This window comes from Rhizobium sp. A37_96 (assembly GCF_053521765.1).
In genome coordinates this window covers 103,061-119,206 of the sequence record NZ_JBNWDS010000006.1, presented here as the reverse complement: position 1 = coordinate 119,206, position 16,146 = coordinate 103,061, and the positions used below count along the sequence as shown (strand labels likewise).

16 protein-coding genes are annotated in these 16,146 nt (G+C 62.6%); 5 read left to right on the top strand and 11 right to left on the bottom strand.

Going from position 1 to position 16,146, the window contains the following annotated elements; translation table 11 throughout:
- Positions 1 to 18: 18 nt before the first annotated feature.
- Complete coding sequence (gene cbiE / locus ACQZ6J_RS17780; protein ID WP_449085049.1) at positions 19 to 1,245, bottom strand: precorrin-6y C5,15-methyltransferase (decarboxylating) subunit CbiE; 1,227 nt, start codon at positions 1,243 to 1,245, stop codon at positions 19 to 21.
- Between cbiE and ACQZ6J_RS17775 the strand changes: the two genes are divergently transcribed.
- Positions 1,244 to 2,014, top strand: a complete 771-nt coding sequence (locus tag ACQZ6J_RS17775) for a cobalt-precorrin-6A reductase (protein WP_449085048.1) — start codon at positions 1,244 to 1,246, stop codon at positions 2,012 to 2,014. The genes cbiE and ACQZ6J_RS17775 overlap by 2 nt on opposite strands.
- Here the strand turns inward: ACQZ6J_RS17775 and ACQZ6J_RS17770 are convergent.
- The 6 genes from ACQZ6J_RS17770 to ACQZ6J_RS17745 are packed head-to-tail and all read right to left on the bottom strand — an operon-like array spanning position 1,978 to position 7,267.
- A complete protein-coding gene (locus tag ACQZ6J_RS17770) occupies positions 1,978 to 2,742 on the bottom strand; it encodes a precorrin-3B C(17)-methyltransferase (protein ID WP_449085047.1) in 765 nt (254 codons plus the stop codon). The two genes, ACQZ6J_RS17775 and ACQZ6J_RS17770, sit on opposite strands and share 37 nt — an antisense overlap.
- The gene (locus ACQZ6J_RS17765; RefSeq protein ID WP_449085046.1) at positions 2,739 to 3,476 is read right to left on the bottom strand and encodes a precorrin-2 C(20)-methyltransferase; all 738 of its coding nucleotides are present in this window, start codon (positions 3,474 to 3,476) and stop codon (positions 2,739 to 2,741) included. Before ACQZ6J_RS17765 ends, ACQZ6J_RS17770 begins: the two co-directional genes overlap by 4 nt.
- Complete coding sequence (locus tag ACQZ6J_RS17760; RefSeq protein ID WP_449085045.1) at positions 3,473 to 4,105, bottom strand: precorrin-8X methylmutase; 633 nt, start codon at positions 4,103 to 4,105, stop codon at positions 3,473 to 3,475. Before ACQZ6J_RS17760 ends, ACQZ6J_RS17765 begins: the two co-directional genes overlap by 4 nt.
- 2 nt (positions 4,106 to 4,107) lie before the next feature.
- The gene (gene cobG / locus ACQZ6J_RS17755) at positions 4,108 to 5,535 is read right to left on the bottom strand and encodes a precorrin-3B synthase (RefSeq protein WP_449085044.1); all 1,428 of its coding nucleotides are present in this window, start codon (positions 5,533 to 5,535) and stop codon (positions 4,108 to 4,110) included.
- Between the two features lie 58 nt (positions 5,536 to 5,593).
- A complete protein-coding gene (gene cobF / locus ACQZ6J_RS17750; RefSeq protein ID WP_449085043.1) occupies positions 5,594 to 6,370 on the bottom strand; it encodes a precorrin-6A synthase (deacetylating) in 777 nt (258 codons plus the stop codon).
- Positions 6,371 to 6,430: 60 nt separating this feature from the next.
- Positions 6,431 to 7,267, bottom strand: a complete 837-nt coding sequence (locus ACQZ6J_RS17745; protein WP_163990316.1) for an AraC family transcriptional regulator — start codon at positions 7,265 to 7,267, stop codon at positions 6,431 to 6,433.
- Positions 7,268 to 7,387: 120 nt separating this feature from the next.
- On the opposite strand from ACQZ6J_RS17745, the gene ACQZ6J_RS17740 reads away from it, so the two are divergent.
- Positions 7,388 to 8,584 carry an MFS transporter gene (locus tag ACQZ6J_RS17740; RefSeq protein ID WP_449085042.1) on the top strand — a complete coding sequence of 399 codons (1,197 nt, stop codon included), beginning with the start codon at positions 7,388 to 7,390 and terminating at the stop codon, positions 8,582 to 8,584.
- A gap of 139 nt (positions 8,585 to 8,723) precedes the next feature.
- On the opposite strand, the gene ACQZ6J_RS17735 is transcribed toward ACQZ6J_RS17740, so the two are convergent.
- Together ACQZ6J_RS17735 and alr are read right to left on the bottom strand one after the other, a co-directional pair.
- Complete coding sequence (locus ACQZ6J_RS17735; protein WP_449085041.1) at positions 8,724 to 9,974, bottom strand: D-amino acid dehydrogenase; 1,251 nt, start codon at positions 9,972 to 9,974, stop codon at positions 8,724 to 8,726.
- Positions 9,975 to 10,005: 31 nt separating this feature from the next.
- Positions 10,006 to 11,139 carry an alanine racemase gene (gene alr, locus ACQZ6J_RS17730; RefSeq protein WP_449085040.1) on the bottom strand — a complete coding sequence of 378 codons (1,134 nt, stop codon included), beginning with the start codon at positions 11,137 to 11,139 and terminating at the stop codon, positions 10,006 to 10,008.
- Positions 11,140 to 11,263: 124 nt separating this feature from the next.
- Between alr and ACQZ6J_RS17725 the strand changes: the two genes are divergently transcribed.
- Positions 11,264 to 11,728, top strand: coding sequence for an Lrp/AsnC family transcriptional regulator (locus ACQZ6J_RS17725; RefSeq protein WP_163990323.1), 465 nt, complete (start codon positions 11,264 to 11,266; stop codon positions 11,726 to 11,728).
- A gap of 28 nt (positions 11,729 to 11,756) precedes the next feature.
- Here the strand turns inward: ACQZ6J_RS17725 and ACQZ6J_RS17720 are convergent, their stop codons facing one another.
- A complete protein-coding gene (locus ACQZ6J_RS17720; RefSeq protein WP_449085181.1) occupies positions 11,757 to 13,553 on the bottom strand; it encodes a PAS domain S-box protein in 1,797 nt (598 codons plus the stop codon).
- A gap of 417 nt (positions 13,554 to 13,970) precedes the next feature.
- Positions 13,971 to 15,020 carry an ornithine cyclodeaminase gene (locus ACQZ6J_RS17715; RefSeq protein WP_163990325.1) on the bottom strand — a complete coding sequence of 350 codons (1,050 nt, stop codon included), beginning with the start codon at positions 15,018 to 15,020 and terminating at the stop codon, positions 13,971 to 13,973.
- A gap of 142 nt (positions 15,021 to 15,162) precedes the next feature.
- Here ACQZ6J_RS17715 and ACQZ6J_RS17710 point away from each other — a divergent pair, with 142 nt between their 5' ends.
- Positions 15,163 to 15,600, top strand: coding sequence for an Lrp/AsnC family transcriptional regulator (locus tag ACQZ6J_RS17710; protein ID WP_112798668.1), 438 nt, complete (start codon positions 15,163 to 15,165; stop codon positions 15,598 to 15,600).
- Positions 15,601 to 15,793: 193 nt separating this feature from the next.
- Positions 15,794 to 16,141, top strand: coding sequence for a hypothetical protein (locus tag ACQZ6J_RS17705; RefSeq protein ID WP_163990327.1), 348 nt, complete (start codon positions 15,794 to 15,796; stop codon positions 16,139 to 16,141).
- The last annotated feature ends 5 nt before the right edge of the window (positions 16,142 to 16,146 follow it).

Sequence of the window (16,146 nt, the reverse complement as noted above, 5' to 3'; positions counted from 1 at the left end):
GCTCTACCTCATTCCTGATTATGACTTGATCCAGCACCATTGCGTCACCGGCATGGCCGGCCGCCAGCCGGTCATGCGGCCGACGGGCGCGGCGCGCGCGATATCGATGCGGATCAGCGAGCCGCCCCTGCGTGCCTGTTCGGCAAGCAGAAGGGCTTCCATTTCGGTCGTAACGGCATTGGCAACCAGCCTTCCGCCGCTTTTCAATTGGCCGATGGCGGCATCGAGCACGCCGGCATCGCTGCCGCCGCCGCCGATGAAGATCGCATCCGGTGCCGGCAGCCCTGCAAGGGCATTCGGCGCCTCTCCCTCGACGATGGTCAAGGCGGGGACGCCAAAATTCGCTGCGTTGCGATGGATTCGCGCTGCGCGCTCGGCCGAAGCCTCGATGGCGATGGCGCGAAGCGAGGGATCGGCCAGCATCCATTCGATACCGATCGAGCCCGAGCCGGCGCCGATATCCCAGAGCAGTTCGCCGTGACGCGGCGAGAGTGCCGACAGCGTCATCGCGCGGATTTCCCGCTTGGTGATCTGGCCGTCATGCTCGAAGAGGTCGTCGGGCAAGCCCGCGCTCAGCGGCAAAATCCGCGCGCCGGCTTCGGCTTTGACCTCGATGCCGCAGACGTTCAGATCGTTGACGCCGGAAAGGGCGAACTCGGCCGCGTTTTGCCGGGAGACTTTCTCATGCGGGCCGCCAAGCGCTTCCAGCACCGTCAGTTTGGATTGACCGAAGCCTGAGGTTTGCAGCAGGATGGCCAGTTCGGCAGGTCCCTTGCCGTCGGAGGTCAGCGCCAGGATCTTGCGGCCGGGATGCAGATGCGGCCGGATGAGATCAATGGGCCGTCCGTGGAGCGACAGGACCGTCGTCTCTTGCAAAGGCCAGCCCAACCGGGATGCAGCAAGGCTGAAGGACGAGGGCGCCGGGATGACGGTCATCTCGGCGGCTGCAATGCGTCGCGAAAGCGTCGCGCCGACGCCGTAGAAGAAAGGATCGCCGGAGGCGAGAACCACCGTCGGCTTGCCCCGTCGATCGAGGACCGCCTCGACGGATCGTTCGAATGGAGAGAGCCATTGATACGTCTCGCCAGTGATGACGGGGCTCATCAATTCGATATGGCGCGCGCCGCCGAAGACGACCGGGGCCGAGGCGATCAGCCGCCTGGCCGCGTCGCCGATGCCGGCTGGACCGTCTTCGCCGATGCCGATAAGAGTGAGCCAAGGTTGAACGGAAGGTATCTCAGCCATGGGCAAGGCCCGTATTCTGATCCTGGGCGGCACGACGGAGGCCCGTGCGCTGGCGGCAACCCTTGCCCCGCGCGCCGATCTCGACGTTGTCCTGTCGCTTGCCGGCAGGACCGCCGATCCGGCGCCGCAGCCCGTTCCGATACGCAGCGGCGGTTTCGGTGGCGCCGAGGGGCTTGCCCGCTATCTTCGTGATGAAGCCATCGATCTGGTGGTCGACGCTACCCATCCCTTCGCTGCCCGCATCTCCGCCAACGCGGCCCGGGCCGCTGCGGAATGCGATGTGGCGGCCTTTGCGCTGCGCCGCCCGGCTTGGGCGCCGGTCGAAGGCGATGACTGGCTCTCGGTGCATAGCGTTTCTCAGGCCGTGACCGCCCTTGGCAACGCGCCCCTGCGCGTCTTCCTGGCGACCGGCCGGCAGGAGGCGCATCAGGCGAACGCGGCGCCGCATCACCACTACTGGGTCCGCAGCGTCGATCCCGTCGAGCCGCCGCTGACGGTACCTCACGTCGGCTACATCCACGGCAGGGGACCGTTCCGGCTGGAGGACGAGCTGGATCTGTTGCGGAGACATGGGATCGACGTGGTCGTCGCCAAGAACAGCGGTGGCGATGCGACCTATGCGAAAATCGAAGCGGCACGGCGCCTCGGCATCCGGATAATCATGATCGAGCGTGCCGAGACTGCCGGCCTGCCGGTGGTCGAAACAGTGAAAGCAGCGCTCGGTCAGATCGATCATTTCGCCTCTTCCCGGATGAAACGCGGCGTATAGACCAGGTCAGGCCGTCCTTCGCGGGCAATGACGCGCGTCTCGGCCGAGCCGATGATGACGCAGGTCGCCATATCCGCCTGCGACGCCTGGGCATCGGCAAGCCGCGCAACCGTCATGCGCTCGTCCGGCCGGCCGGCGGCCCGGCCGAAGATGATCGCTGTATCCGCCGGCAATATGGCCCGTACGATGTCGAAGGCCTTGCCGAGCTGCCAGGGCCGCGCCTTGCTGATCGGATTGTAGAGCGCGATCACAAGGCCGGCCTCGGCAACGGTACGAAGGCGGCGCTCGATGAGGGGCCAGGGTTTCAGATTGTCCGACAGCGAGATCGCGCAGAAATCATGCCCGAGGGGAGCGCCGATGCGCGCCGCCACCGCAAGCATGGCCGTGATACCCGGCACGACGACGAGATCCACCCCGCGCCATTCCGCAGGGCCGTGATCGATCGCCTCGCAGACGGCCGCCGCCATGGCGAAGACGCCGGGGTCGCCGCCGGAGACGACGCAGACATTAACGCCGGCCGCCGCCCTTTGCAGCGCCACCCTGGCGCGGTCCAGCTCCTCGCGATTGTCCGAGACATGGCGGATCTGGTCGCCGCGCAACGTCAGGCGGTCGAGATAAGGGCCGTAGCCATAGAATTCTTGAGCATCCGCAACCGCGCTCAGCGCCTCCGGCGTTGTCTGCGCGGGATTGCCGGGACCGGTGCCGATGACATAGAGACGCCCGCTCATGGCCTGTTTTCCCAACCCGGAACCAGGACGAGCGAGAAATAGGGGGCCTCGGCATCGTCGCGGCTTGCAAGCGGCGTCATCGCACCGTTCGCCATCGTGCCGCGCTCGACATAAACGGCTTCGTTGAGCCGGCCGGCAGCATCCAGCGCACGCCGGATCTTCGGCAGGTTGCGGCCGACCTTCATGATTACCGCGGCCTGCGTATCACCGAGACGGCGGACAAGCTCGGCTTCCGCCATCGTTCCCGGCAGCACGGAGAGGACGTCGTCTCCCTGCACCATCGGCAATCCGGCGAGAGACCAGCAGCCGGACATGGCGGTCACGCCCGGTATGACCTCGGTCGGGAAGCGATCGGCAAGGCGCACATGCAGATGCATGTAGGAGCCGTAAAACAGCGGATCGCCTTCGCTGAGGACGGCAACCGTTTTTCCTTCCCGCAGGCGTGCGGCCACCATCTCGGCCGAGACGTCGTAGAAGGCCGTGATCTGACGGATATAGTCCGGCGCGTCCTTGTCGATCTCGGTCGTAACGGGATAGTAGAGCGGCAGCAGCGTCACGTCCGCCTTGAGGAATTCGCCGACGATCGCCTTTCCGTTGCCGCCTCTGCCCTGCTTGGCGAAGTAGGCGACGACATCGGCACGCTCCAGAGCCTTGACGGCCTTGACCGTCAGCAATTCCGGATCGCCGGGACCTGTGCCGACGCCGATCAGGCTTCCGCTTGAAGGCACGCTCATAGGCCCGGCCTCGCCAATGCGTTGAGGGCCGCCGCCGTCATGGCGCTGCCGCCGAGGCGACCGCGCACGATGGCAAAGGGAACGCCGTAGGAATTCTCCGCAAGGGCATCCTTCGATTCGGCCGCGCCGACAAAGCCGACGGGCATGCCGATGATGGCGGCAGGCCTCGGAGCACCGTCGCGCAGCATTTCCAGAAGATGGAAAAGCGCAGTCGGCGCGTTGCCGATGGCGACGACCGAGCCGGCAAGCCGATCGGTCCATAGATGCATGGCTGCGGCGGAGCGCGTGTTGCCGATGGTCTTGGCGATGTCCGTCGTGCGCGGATCCTGCAGCGTGCAGATCACGTCGTTCGCCGCCGGCAGGCGGGCGCGGGTCACGCCACGAGCCACCATCTCCGCATCACAGAAAATCGGGGCGCCGTCGGCGAGTGCCTTGCGGGCCGATGCGACGAAATCGGGGGAGAACATGAAATGCCGTGCTGCTTCCACCTGTCCGCAGGCATGAATCATGCGCACGGCGACATCGGCCTCGGCTTCGGGAAAACGCTGGAGATCGGCTTCGCTGCGGATGATCGCGAAGGAGCGCTCGTAGATCGCTTGTCCCTCGCGGATATAGTCATAGTCAGGCATTTCTATCCCTGTCGTAAAGCCGTCGCGATTGCGTCCCGGCCGAGCCGTTTAAGACACTGCCGTGCCGATTCGCCAGCAGCTTTGTTGTTTCGTAGCAGTTCACCGAGCTGCGAGAGCGCCGATTTCAGCTTTTCCTTGCCGATGTACGCCACAGGCTCGTCCGATGATGACCCATTTACGACAATAGCATGGCCTGTTGCAGTACCGACGATGGTCAGCATCGCCGCAGACGGATGGGCGCATCCCTTTGCGCAGCCCGACAGATGCACCTCGATCGAGCCGTCGAGCAAGTCGGTCCCGACCTCGAGGAGATCGGCGGCAGCCTGTCTCGTGGCATAGTGGGCCGAGGCACATGCACCGGCGCCGGCGCAGGGGATTGCGTAATTTGCCGGATCGCCGGCACGCGTCTGAAAGCCGCAAGCCGCCGCCGCAGCCAAGATGCCTTCGATACGATCGTGCGGAGGCCCAAGGAGCAGCAGGCTGTGTTCCGGTCCCGTGCGGATTTCACCCACGCCCGCGGCTTCCGCCATGGCAAGAAAGCGGATGAGGTCCCGGGCGTGGATCTGGCCGAAAGAGGGGCGCAGCCCGACGGCGCAATGCTGATCGTCGAGCCGAATGAGGCCGACGGGGGAGGCCGAGGGAGCGATTGCATCGCGGCTATGGTTCGGCGGGGCTGGAAATAGGGCGCGCAGAGACGTGGCGTCCAGATCGCGGCCCCGGGCGCGAGGGCCGATTGCGGCCAATGCTCCGAGCAGCATGACGACGCCGGCAATCGCCTGTTCGCCGTGTAAGACGGCAAGTGGTGTAGCCGTCGCGTCCATTCCCGCGATGGCGAGCGTCCATAGCTGGCCGTCATCATCGGAGTCGGCGGCTTTCAGCCGGATATCCGCCGAGAGTTCGTCGAGAACGAGCCGGCCGGCGCCATCGACGATGATGGCAAGCTTGGCAGCCAGAACCGGCTTGGGATGAAGCGAACTGATCGCGCTCCGCAGGCGCTCGGCGAACGAGCGGGCGTCAGCGATTTCCGACGGATCAACGCCGCTGAGCGGCGGAACTTCGATGACGACGCCGCTTTCCGGCACGATGCCGGCCCGATCGATATCGGCAGCCAGCCCGGTCATGCTTTCCGGCGTCATGCCACGCAGCTGGAGATTGCCGCGGGCCGTGATCTCGATCAGTCCGTTGCCGTGCTTCTCGGTGGCTTCGGCCAGAGCGCGAAATTGCGCGACGGTCAGTCCTGGCGTTGCGGGCCGCAGCCGCACAAGCAGCCCATCGCCCGTCTGCATCGGTGCGCTCAGCGAGGGGCAGGCACCGCGAACCATGGAGGGTAGAGGTGAGGCAACGCTGCGGTGCCCGGTCTCCTCCTGCGAGAAGCACGCTTGTCCCCTTACCGTCTGTCCGTCGGCCGCAACCGCAAAACTGCCCTTCATAGGGGACATTTCCTTGCACAATCCCGACCGGCGGGCAAACGATTTGGCGCCACGCGGCTCATTCGCGATCGTCGAAATCCTGCCCTTTGCGCAACAGATAGATATCCATGATCCACCCGTGCCTGGCGCGCGCTTCGGCGCGCGTTGCAAGAATGCGCTCGGAAACATCCGCCAGCCGGCCCGCGATGGTGATCTCGTCCCTGGTGCCGAGATAGGCTCCCCAGTAAATATAGGCTTGGGGATCGTCGATCTTGCTGAAGGCCTGCTCGCCATCGAGCATGACGACAGCGGTTTCGGCAATGCCGGGAAAGCTTTCCGTCAGCCGCCGGCCGGTCGTGATCTGCACCGGCTTGCCGACGAGATTGAGGGGGATGCGATGGCTCGCTGTCAACGCCTGGATGCTGGTGATGCCGGGAACGACGCTGTAGTCGAGCGTGACATTGCCCCGAGCGACGACACGCTCGAGGATACGCAACGTGCTGTCGTAGAGGCCGGGATCGCCCCAGACGAGGAAGGCGGCACTTTCATGTTCGCCCAGATGCGCCTGAAACAGCCGTTCGTAGGTCGCGGAAATCGCGTCATGCCATTCGTCGACGCTTTGCACATAGCTGCGCTCCGCCGTCTGGCGCGAGGGCACGTCATAGTCGACGAAGCGGGTGGCCCGGTTGGTGACATAGCGCTGGCAGATCTCCCTGCGGACGTCGGCAAGCTCCGTCTTGGCGGCCCCCTTGCTGGGGATGAGGATGACATTGGCGGCATTCAGCGCATTGATCGCCTGCACGGTCAGATGTTCGGGGTTTCCCGTGCCGATACCGACGATGTGAATATGCCGCATATGCTTGCCCTCGCTCTCAGCTGTTTGCCGGAAGCGTCAGATCATTTCAAGAGCAAGGGTTCAAGCCGATTGCCGTTCGAAGGTCCAGCGGTTTGCCATGTAGGCGCGCGGCGAGGTGCCGAGCATGCGCCGGAACATGGTGGTGAAGGCTGCCACGCTCTCATAACCTGCTTCAAGCGCGACATTGGTGACCGGTTGTCCTTCGGCAAGCTGTGGGAGGCAGGCAAAGACGCTCGCCTGCTGGCGCCACGTCGTAAAGCTGATGCCTGTTTCCTTGCGGAATTGCCGCGTGAAAGTCCGCCGGCTCACCGAAAGCTTTTCCGCCCAGTCGTCCAGCCTGGCGTTGGGGGATGGATTGGCGAGATAGTCGCGGCAAAGCGCCGTCAGCCGACGGTCGGAGGGGAAGGGGAGGCCTAGCGGACGTTCCGGCAGCGTCGCGATTTCCTCGACGAGCAGAGACAGGACCAGCTTCGCCTTTCGATGGCTGACGGGCGCTTCTCCGAGCCGAATGGCCTCAAGCAGCAGGCTGCGGGCAAGATCGGTGACCTCGACGACGCGCGGGGTTTCGCCTTTCGGCGGCGGACTGCGCGGCATCACGTATACGGATTTCATGCTGACATCGCTCAGGATCTCGATCGAGTGCTCCAGCCCGACGGGGATGAACAGGGCGTGACCCGGCGGCACCATCCAGCGGCCTCGTGCGGTCATGATCACGGCGACGCCGGCGAAGATGCAAAGCAGCTGCGTGCGGCGATGATGATGCCACGGAACGGTGTAGCCCTGCGGCGGCTCGGCACTATGCACGAGCACATCCGCAGGCGAATCCTCCATCCAGCGCATGTTCTGTACATGATCGTTGTCGAGGGTTGCCAGCAACTGTTTCGATAGCTTTTCCATTTTGGCCCGATCGCGAAACTACTGGACCAAAACACGAAAGAAGGTCATCTGCAAGCCGTGTAAAAGGCGGATCAAAGAATATGGTCGGCAACTGTGCCGACAGAGGCAAGGATTCCCCCCATGGTTGCGGCATTTTCGGGTACGCAGGCCCGATATGAAAAGACGACGATGTCGATCGTCATGGCGGTCAGCACCTGCCACCTGCTGAACGATACGATGCAGTCGCTGCTGACGTCGCTCTATCCGATGTTCAGAGAGAATTATGCGCTCGATTTCGTTCAGATCGGCCTGTTGACGATGATGTTCCAGATCACGGCGTCGCTGCTGCAGCCGGTGGTCGGCATCGTCACCGACAAATGGCCGATGCCTTACTCGTTGCCGGTCGGCATGGTGAGCACGTTTTCCGGCCTGCTGCTGCTCGGCTATGCCGGCAGTTTCGGCATGCTGCTCGTTGCCGCAAGCCTTATCGGTTTCGGTTCGGCTGTCTTTCATCCGGAGGCATCGCGTGTTGCCCGCCTGGCTTCGGGCGGGCGTCACGGCCTGGCACAATCGCTCTTTCAGCTCGGCGGCAATGCCGGTTCGGCCATCGGGCCGTTGATCGCCGCGTTTTTCGTCCTGCAGCATGGCCAGAAGAGCGTGGCCTGGCTTTCCGTGCTTGCCGTTATCGGATTCATCGTTCTCAGCTGGGTCGGCAACTGGTTCATCAACCACCGTCGCCAGCACTCGGCGCGTCCTGCGCCGAGCCGCGCCCTGCCGATCGCGCGCAACAAGGCAATGTGGGCGCTTGCCATCCTCATCCTGCTGACGGCGACGAAAAACGTCTACATGGCGAGCATATCGAGCTATTTCACCTTCTACGTCATCGACAAGTTCCATCTGGATGTCCGCGACGCACAGCTGATGTTGTTCCTCTTTCTCGGCTCGGTCGCCGTCGGAACGATCATGGGCGGGCCCGTAGGCGACCGTTTGGGCGCGCGCTTCGTGATCTGGTTCTCGATCCTCGGCGTCATCCCGTTTGCGCTGCTGATGCCTTATGCCGACCTGTTCTGGACCTGCGTCCTGACCGTCATCATTGGCCTGGTGCTGGCTTCAGCCTTCCCGGCGATCGTGGTCTTTGCCCAGGAGCTGATTCCCGGTCGGGTCGGACTGATCGGCGGCATCTTCTTCGGCTTCGCCTTCGGCGCGGGCGGACTTGGCGCGGCCTGGCTCGGCGATTTCGCCGATGCGCGCGGCATCCCCTTCGTCTACACGATCTGCTCGTATCTGCCGCTGCTCGGGCTCTTTACGATCTTCCTGCCACGCATTCCCAGGCATTGATCGATATCGGCGGGCAAGAGGCTCGCCGATCCTGTCTTGAGGTATGAAGCGCCCACCGAATCCCGGCGGACAGGCCTTATCGCCACGGGTCGGGTCGACCCGTGGGCTTTTGAAAGCGGTTGCGGATGTGGCGGGCCGATCAGGCGTAGCGGCTGATGGCGAGATCGGTTGCGTCGATATCGGGCTTGCGGCCGCTGACGAGATCGCTGATGACGCGCGCCGAGCCGGAGCTCATGGTCCATCCAAGCGTGCCGTGGCCGGTATTGAGGTACAGCCCCTTGATCTTCGTCGGCCCGATGACCGGCGTTCCATCCGGCGTCATCGGCCGCAGGCCGGACCAGAAGGACGCCTTGGCAACATCGCCGCCGGGGAAAAGATCGGTCACGGAATGCTCGAGCGTCTGGCGCCGGGCAAGGCCGAGATCGTTCGTATAACCGGAGATTTCCGCCATGCCGCCGACGCGGATGCGATCGCCGAGACGCGTGATGGCGATCTTGTAGGTCTCGTCCATCACGGTCGATTCCGGCGCGCGCGATACATCGGTGATCGGGATCGTCAGCGAGTACCCCTTGACCGGATAGACGGACAGGCTGATGCCGAGCGGCTTCAGCAGCAGCGGCGAGTAGCTGCCGAGCGCGACGACGATCGCATCGGCGTCCAGGCGTCCGCGGTCGGTCACGACGCCGCGCGCCTGGCCGCCCTGAACGTCGAGCCCCTTGATCGTCGTGCCGTACTGGAACCGGACGCCGAGCTCGACTGCCTTTGCGGCAAGCGCATTGGTGAACTTGAAGCAATCGCCGGTCTCGTCCTTCGGGGTCAGCAGACCGCCGACGACCTTCTCGCGGACATGCCGGAGCGCCGGCTCGACGCGGATGCAGCCTTCCGGATCGAGTACCTCATAAGGAATGCCGTCGGCCGCGAGCGCCTTGACGTCCTTTGCCGATGCGTCGAGCTGCTGCTGCGTGCGGAAGAGCTGCAGCGTGCCCTGCATGCGCTCGTCATAGGCGATGCCGGTCTCCTCGCGAACCTGGGCGAGCGAGACGCGGCTGTAATCGGCAAGGCGCAGCATCCGGCTCTTGTTGAGCGCATAGCGTTCCGACGTGCAGTTGGATAGCATCTTGACGAGCCAGGAGAGCATCGCGCCATCGACCTTCGGGCGCAGGATGAGCGGGGCATGTTTCATGAACAGCCACTTGAGCGCTTTCGCAGGAATGCCAGGTGCGGCCCAGGGCGAACAGTAACCGAAGGAGACTTCGCCTGCATTGGCAAAGCTCGTTTCCAACGCGGGACCCTGCTGCCGGTCGACGACCGTGACTTCGTGGCCCGCCTTGGCAAGCTGGTAAGCGGACGTCACACCGACGATGCCGGCACCCAGAACGACGACTTTCATGATATCCTCGGAGAATTGAGCATTGGGAAGTTCAGCGGTATTGCCTGTTGTAGCGGTGGCCGAGACTGGTCAGGATTTCGTAGGAAATCAAGCCGGCGTCCCGGGCGAGATCGTCCACTGTCTGGTGATCACCCAGAACTTCCACCAGACTACCGAAAGACAGGGCGCCTTCGGGCAATGCGCTGATATCGATTGTCATGCTGTCCATCGACACGCGCCCGACGATCGGCAGGCGTACGCCGTTGTAATAAGCCGCGCCGCGATCGCTGAGACTGCGCGGCAGGCCATCGGCATAGCCGGCGGCGATGGTCGCAAGTCGGGTCTGGCCCTTCGTCACATGCACGCCGCCGTAGCCAACATGCGTGCCCGCCGGGACGGTGCGGGTCTGCACCACGGCGATATCGAGCCGCACGACGGCTTCCATCGGATTGGCGACACCACCCCTTGGAGCGCCGCCGTAAAGGGCGATCCCCGGCCGCGCCAGAACGCCATGAAAATCTTCGCCGAGGAAGATGCCGCCGGAATTCGCAAACGAGACCTCGTGATCAGGGAATTCCGCCGCGATGCGGCGCATTTCCGCAAGCTGGTCGGCATTCTGTCCGCTGTCGACTTCGTCGGCGGAAGCGAGGTGGCTCATGATGAACAGGATGTCGATGTCGTCGGATGTCTGAAGATGGCCAGCGACAGCGCCCCTGTCTTCCGGCGCGATGCCAAGCCGCGACATGCCGGTATCGAATTGCAGAACCGCCGGGAGCCTGCGCTGGATAGAGCGGGCAATGTCAGACCATTGCCGCAGCTGATCGAGCGAATTGATCACGGGCACGATGCCGCCTTCGGCGCAGGCGGCTTCATTGCCGGGCTGAAGGCCGTTCAGCACGAAAATCGTCGCATTGTCGGGCAGCTGCGGGCGCAGCCGCAACGCCTCTATGAAGTGTGCGACGAAGAAATGCCGGCAGCCGCGCGCATAGAGCGCTTTGGAGACCTGGCTTGCGCCAAGTCCGTAGGAGTTGGCCTTCACCACGGCGGCTGCGCGCGCCGGCGCGACGATGGAGGACAGCTTGTCGTAGTTCCGGCCCAAGGCGGCCAGATCAATCGTCAGATAACCACACGCTCCGTTGTCGACCGCCAATTTTGTCGCCCGGAAATCCGCTACGCCGCCGTCCATGTCCGCCCTCGTTTTTCAGGGGCAGAATATTGAAACGATCGTGAAATTACCCGTTAAACAGTGATTGATTATTGTGTAGTTGCATTGATATTGAAATTATCTTCGAGTTTTTGAAAGAATCCGCATGGCTGCCCTCGACGCGATCGACCGCAATATTCTCCGCCTGCTTCGCCTCAATGCGCGCATCAGCAACGCGAAGCTGGCAAGCGAGGTCGGATTGTCGCCATCGGCCTGTTTGCGACGCATCAAGTTGATGGAGCAGGCGGGTGTCATCCGCGGCTATACCGCGTTGGTGGATACCTCCCAGGCGGAGGCGGCAATCGCCGTCATCATCAACATAACGCTTGAGCGGCAGACGGAGGATCATCTCGATCGTTTCGAGGCGGCGGTGCGCAAGCACCCGGAGATCAAGGAGTGCTTTCTGATGACGGGTGGTTCCGATTATCTGCTGCGTGTCGAGGTCGCTAATCCGGGCGACTTCGAGCGTATTCACAAGGATATTCTCTCGACCATGCCGGGAGTGCTGCGAATCCATTCAAGCTTTTCGATCCGCAACGTGCTTGCGACGCGGCCGAAAAGCATGCGCTGAACGGGCCGTTTCTGCGCGGGAAGCGACCTCATTCCTCTGGATCGAGCGCCTGATCCCAGCCGATGCCGGCGGCGGCATGGACCTCGCAGATCAACCCGCTGGGTTCGTAGCTGACATGCACCTTGCCGTTCAATTCGGCAGCCAGCAGGCTTTCGATCAAGCGTGAACCGAAGCCCTTGCGTGTCGGTGGCATCACGACCGGTCCCCGCGATTCCTCCCAGCGCAATTTGAGCCGATCGGACTTGCCGCCTTCAAGAGACCACGCGATCGTTACACGGCCGTCCGGCACCGACAGCGCGCCATATTTGGCGGCGTTCGTTGCAAGCTCATGCAGCGCGAGCGATATGGAGACGACGGCTCGCGGCGCAAGATTGATGGCCGGCCCGGAGATTTCAAACCTGTCTTTCGGATAGGGCGACAATGCCTGCGCGATGACGGTGGTCAGCTCCGCCTGCTCCCATTTGCCATGGATCAGGAGATCATGGGCGCGCGCCATCGAAGAGAGCCTGGCCTCGAACGTCTCCACCGAGAACTTGTCGGCGTCGCTTCGTCCCAAGGTTTGGCGCGCGATGGCCATGACGGTCGCGAGCACATTCTTGACGCGATGATTGAGTTCGCCGACAAGCACCGTCTGAAGGCGTTCGGCCTCCTTTTTCGCGCTGATATCATGGGCAATCTTCGATGCCCCGATGATCCGGCCATAAGCGTCATAGATCGGCGAAACGCTGAGCAGCACGTCGACAAGCTCGCCATTCTTCCGCCGCCGCTTGGTTTCGTAGGGTTCGACCTTTTGGCCCGCGCGGATGCGGGCGAGGATTGCCGGCTCTTCCTCGCTTCGGTCGTCGGGGACGAGCATCATGACCGATTGGCCGATGGCCTCTTCGGCCGATTGTCCGTAGAGCCTTTCGGCACCGGTGTTCCAGCTCGTGATCACCATTTTCAGGTCGGTGCTGAGGATGGCGTCGTCGGACGAGGCGATGATGGCCGCCAGGCGCCGCTCCACTTCCTGGGCCCGCTTGCGCTCGTTGATATCGATGACGATGCCGGCGACCCGCTGGATGCGTCCCGAACTGTCCCGCAGGCCGGAAACGGAATCTGTGACCCAGACGAGGCTGCCATCCTTGCGGACGTAGCGCTTCTCGATCTCGAAGCTTTCTCCGGTCGCCATCGTCATTTCGAACAGCCGCATGTTCTCGCGCAGATCGTCCGGATAGATGATGTCCTGCATCCGCATGCCGAGAAGTTCGCTTTCCGGGTAGCCGACGATCTCGCAGAAGCGCCCGTTGACCAGGACGAAGCGGCCATCGAGCTCCCATTGGACGATGCCCGTTGCCGACTGCGATATGACAGCGCGAAAACGCTCTTCGCTTTCGCGCAAGGCCTGGTCCGCACGAACGCGTTCCGTCGTTTCGTTGACGATGCAGAAGACACCCAGCACGCGACCGTCCGCATCGCGAACGGGTGAGTAGGAAATGTCGAAATAAGCTGTTTCCGGATAGCCGTGGCGTTCGATATAGAAAGGTCGGTCCTTGGCGGCGATCGTATTGCCGTCTTGCAGGACCGAGTGCAGAAGCGGCTCAAGGTCGTTCCAGAGTTCCGCCCAATTTTCCCTTGCCGGATGCCCTAATGCTCGCGGATGCTTGTCGCCGATCGTGGGTGCATAGGCGTCATTGTAAAGGGCGATGAAATCCTCGCCCCAGAACACGACGATCTGTGCTTGCGCGGACAGCATGATATCGACGGCGGCCGTGAGGCAGGGGGGCCATGCCGATCTCGGGCCAAGACGGGTGGTCGCCCAATCGAAGCCAGAAATGAGTGCTGCCATCTCGTTGGTGTGACTTGCCAGTTCGGGCACGATGTTCAGGCCAAGATCCTCTCTTGAGCGACGGCAAGCCCGCAAGGGATGCCCTGTTCCGCTCATCTTCGCGAGGACTCTTAGCATATTTTTATTTGCGAAGTGCAGAAGGAAAATATGGTGATTTCAATGTATTTTAAGTAACATAAGTGGGTTCTACTATGTCGTTTTATGGTCGTCATGGTTGGCGGCGCCAGCCTTGCCCCTGAGCATCCGGTCGATCCGACCGCGACGTGCGCCATCGGCGCAAGGCGCCGTATGGTCCCAATGGAAAAAAGTGAATGTGTGACGCTTCTCGGCTGTCGCGACGGAACACCCCTCGCAAGGATCAAAGATGTCGTCAGGTGGCGGAAGGTCCGATCACGGACTCGACCGCCACGTTTCTTCTTAAGCCGCGCGCAGCAGCATGCCGAACAGATCGCGCGGATCGTCCGGATCGGCGATGATGTCGAGCTTCTGGAAGTAGTCCGTGCCCGCCAGCTTCTCGCGGACGTAGCGCAATGCAGAGAAATCTTCGATCGCAAAGCCGACGCTGTCGAACAGCGTGATCTGCCTTTCGCTGCTGCGGCCCTTGGCCCGGCCGCTCACCACCTGCCACAATTCGGTGACCGGATAATCCGCATCCATCTGCTGGATCTCGCCTTCTATGCGGGTCTGCGGCGGATACTCGACGAAAGTGTCGGAGCGCAGCAGGATGTCGCGATGCAGTTCCGTCTTGCCCGGGCAGTCGCCGCCAATGGCATTGATGTGGACGCCGGCGCCGACCATGTTGTCGGTGAGGATCGTTGCGTACTGCTTGTCGGCGGTACAGGTGGTGATGATGTCGGCGCCTTCGATGGCGGCCTGGGCCGAGGTGCAGGGCACCAGCCGCAGGCCGGTCTTCTCCAGGTTGCGAACGGTCTTTTCCGTTGCTCTCGGATCTATGTCGTAAAGACGGACTTCTTCGATGCCGAGAACCGCCTTCATCGCCAGCGCCTGGAATTCCGCCTGGGCGCCATTGCCGATCAGGGTGAGGCGGCGCGAATTGGCCGGCGCCAGGTGTTTTGCCGCCATGGCCGAGGTCGCTGCCGTCCGCAGCGCCGTCAGCAGCGTCATTTCCGTCAGCAGCACCGGGTAGCCGGTCGAGACTTCGGCGAGCAGGCCGAAGGCGGTGACCGTCTGCAGCCCCTGCGCCATGTTCTTCGGGTGGCCGTTCACATATTTGAAGCTGTAGACGGCGCCGTCCGAGGTCGGCATCAATTCTATGACGCCGTCATGGGAGTGAGAAGCGACGCGGGGCGTCTTGTCGAAAAGATCCCAGCGGCGAAAATCCGCTTCGATGGCATCTGTGAGTTCGACCAGCACGGTTTCGATACCGACGTGATGCACGAGGCGCATCATGTTCTCGACGCTGACGAAGGGGATGAAAGCTCTTTCCGATGGGAGCGGTGCGGCCATTCTCGTATCCTCGATGAGATTATTTCCCATAGGGTACCAAGCGGATCGATTGACTGAAATCGCAAAACTGTGTCAGTTCTGGTATGGGTTTGCACAAATTGCCCAGAAATTTTGACCAAAAAGACAAAATCAGGATTGCGTAATGGCGCTTGCCAAATATATCCCCGATGATCTCGACCGGCGGATCATCGCCCATCTGCGCGCCGACGGGCGCGCTTCGCTCTCCAAACTATCCGACGCCCTGGGTGTTGCGCGGGGTACGGTGCAGAACAGGCTGGATCGGTTGATCGAGACCGGAACGCTGCTGGGCTTCACCGTGCGGGTGCGCGAGGATTACGACGAACAGACCGTGCATGCGGTCATGATGATCGAAGTTGTCGGAAAGTCGACGACGCAGGTCATCCGTAAATTGCGCGGCCTGCCCGAGATCTATTCGCTGCACACGACGAACGGAAACTGGGATCTGGTCGCCAATATCCGCGCCACCAGCCTTTCGGACTTTGACCGGGTCTTGCGCGAGGTGCGCATGATCGATGGCGTCGCCAACAGCGAGACGAGTCTGCTGCTGAGCAGTCTTTAGGCATGCAGCTACCGGCGCGCCAATGGCTGGGCGCAGCGGTCTGACGTGCTCTTCGCGGCATGTTCCCGCAAGAAAACCGTCCCTATGGCGAGCTGCGCGGCTCGCCACATTGCCTGTGTTCCTGTTCCGCCCGGGCGCGGTGGGATGCGGTGCCGCGCTTGAAAACCCGTTCCATATGTTGTTATGATTTCGCATGGAACTCGCTCTGCTCGCTCACGCTCTTGCCTGGACCGTCCTCGGACTGGTCGTCGTGACCACCGTCGTCCCGGTCACGACGCGGTATCAGTTCATGGCGCTGGCAAGTATCGATAGCGTGGTTCCGTTTGGTCTCCTGGGTTTCCTGTTCGTGATGGCTTACCCGGATGACCGTCGCGTCGTCGCCCTGGTGTGCATATCGGTCGCCGCGGCGAGTGAATCGCTTGCGCTGGTCCTGCCACAGAAGTGTCTGCGGATCGAGCGTGCCATCCTGAAAGTTCTGGCCACCGTTTCCGGCCTGCTTTTGGGCGCGGTGTTCATGGAACTGATGCATCAGGCGTCGTAGCTTCC

Bases quoted from the DNA above. Each gene is read 5' to 3' on its own strand.
- ACQZ6J_RS17775 (WP_449085048.1), top strand. From the start codon at position 1,244: ATGGGCAAGGCCCGTATTCTGATCCTGGGCGGCACGACGGAGGCCCGT.
- cbiE (WP_449085049.1), bottom strand. From the start codon at position 1,245: ATGGCTGAGATACCTTCCGTTCAACCTTGGCTCACTCTTATCGGCATC.
- ACQZ6J_RS17770 (WP_449085047.1), bottom strand. From the start codon at position 2,742: ATGAGCGGGCGTCTCTATGTCATCGGCACCGGTCCCGGCAATCCCGCG.
- ACQZ6J_RS17765 (WP_449085046.1), bottom strand. From the start codon at position 3,476: ATGAGCGTGCCTTCAAGCGGAAGCCTGATCGGCGTCGGCACAGGTCCC.
- ACQZ6J_RS17760 (WP_449085045.1), bottom strand. From the start codon at position 4,105: ATGCCTGACTATGACTATATCCGCGAGGGACAAGCGATCTACGAGCGC.
- cobG (WP_449085044.1), bottom strand. From the start codon at position 5,535: ATGAAGGGCAGTTTTGCGGTTGCGGCCGACGGACAGACGGTAAGGGGA.
- cobF (WP_449085043.1), bottom strand. From the start codon at position 6,370: ATGCGGCATATTCACATCGTCGGTATCGGCACGGGAAACCCCGAACAT.
- ACQZ6J_RS17745 (WP_163990316.1), bottom strand. From the start codon at position 7,267: ATGGAAAAGCTATCGAAACAGTTGCTGGCAACCCTCGACAACGATCAT.
- ACQZ6J_RS17740 (WP_449085042.1), top strand. From the start codon at position 7,388: ATGGTTGCGGCATTTTCGGGTACGCAGGCCCGATATGAAAAGACGACG.
- ACQZ6J_RS17735 (WP_449085041.1), bottom strand. From the start codon at position 9,974: ATGAAAGTCGTCGTTCTGGGTGCCGGCATCGTCGGTGTGACGTCCGCT.
- alr (WP_449085040.1), bottom strand. From the start codon at position 11,139: ATGGACGGCGGCGTAGCGGATTTCCGGGCGACAAAATTGGCGGTCGAC.
- ACQZ6J_RS17725 (WP_163990323.1), top strand. From the start codon at position 11,264: ATGGCTGCCCTCGACGCGATCGACCGCAATATTCTCCGCCTGCTTCGC.
- ACQZ6J_RS17720 (WP_449085181.1), bottom strand. From the start codon at position 13,553: ATGGCAGCACTCATTTCTGGCTTCGATTGGGCGACCACCCGTCTTGGC.
- ACQZ6J_RS17715 (WP_163990325.1), bottom strand. From the start codon at position 15,020: ATGGCCGCACCGCTCCCATCGGAAAGAGCTTTCATCCCCTTCGTCAGC.
- ACQZ6J_RS17710 (WP_112798668.1), top strand. From the start codon at position 15,163: ATGGCGCTTGCCAAATATATCCCCGATGATCTCGACCGGCGGATCATC.
- ACQZ6J_RS17705 (WP_163990327.1), top strand. From the start codon at position 15,794: ATGGAACTCGCTCTGCTCGCTCACGCTCTTGCCTGGACCGTCCTCGGA.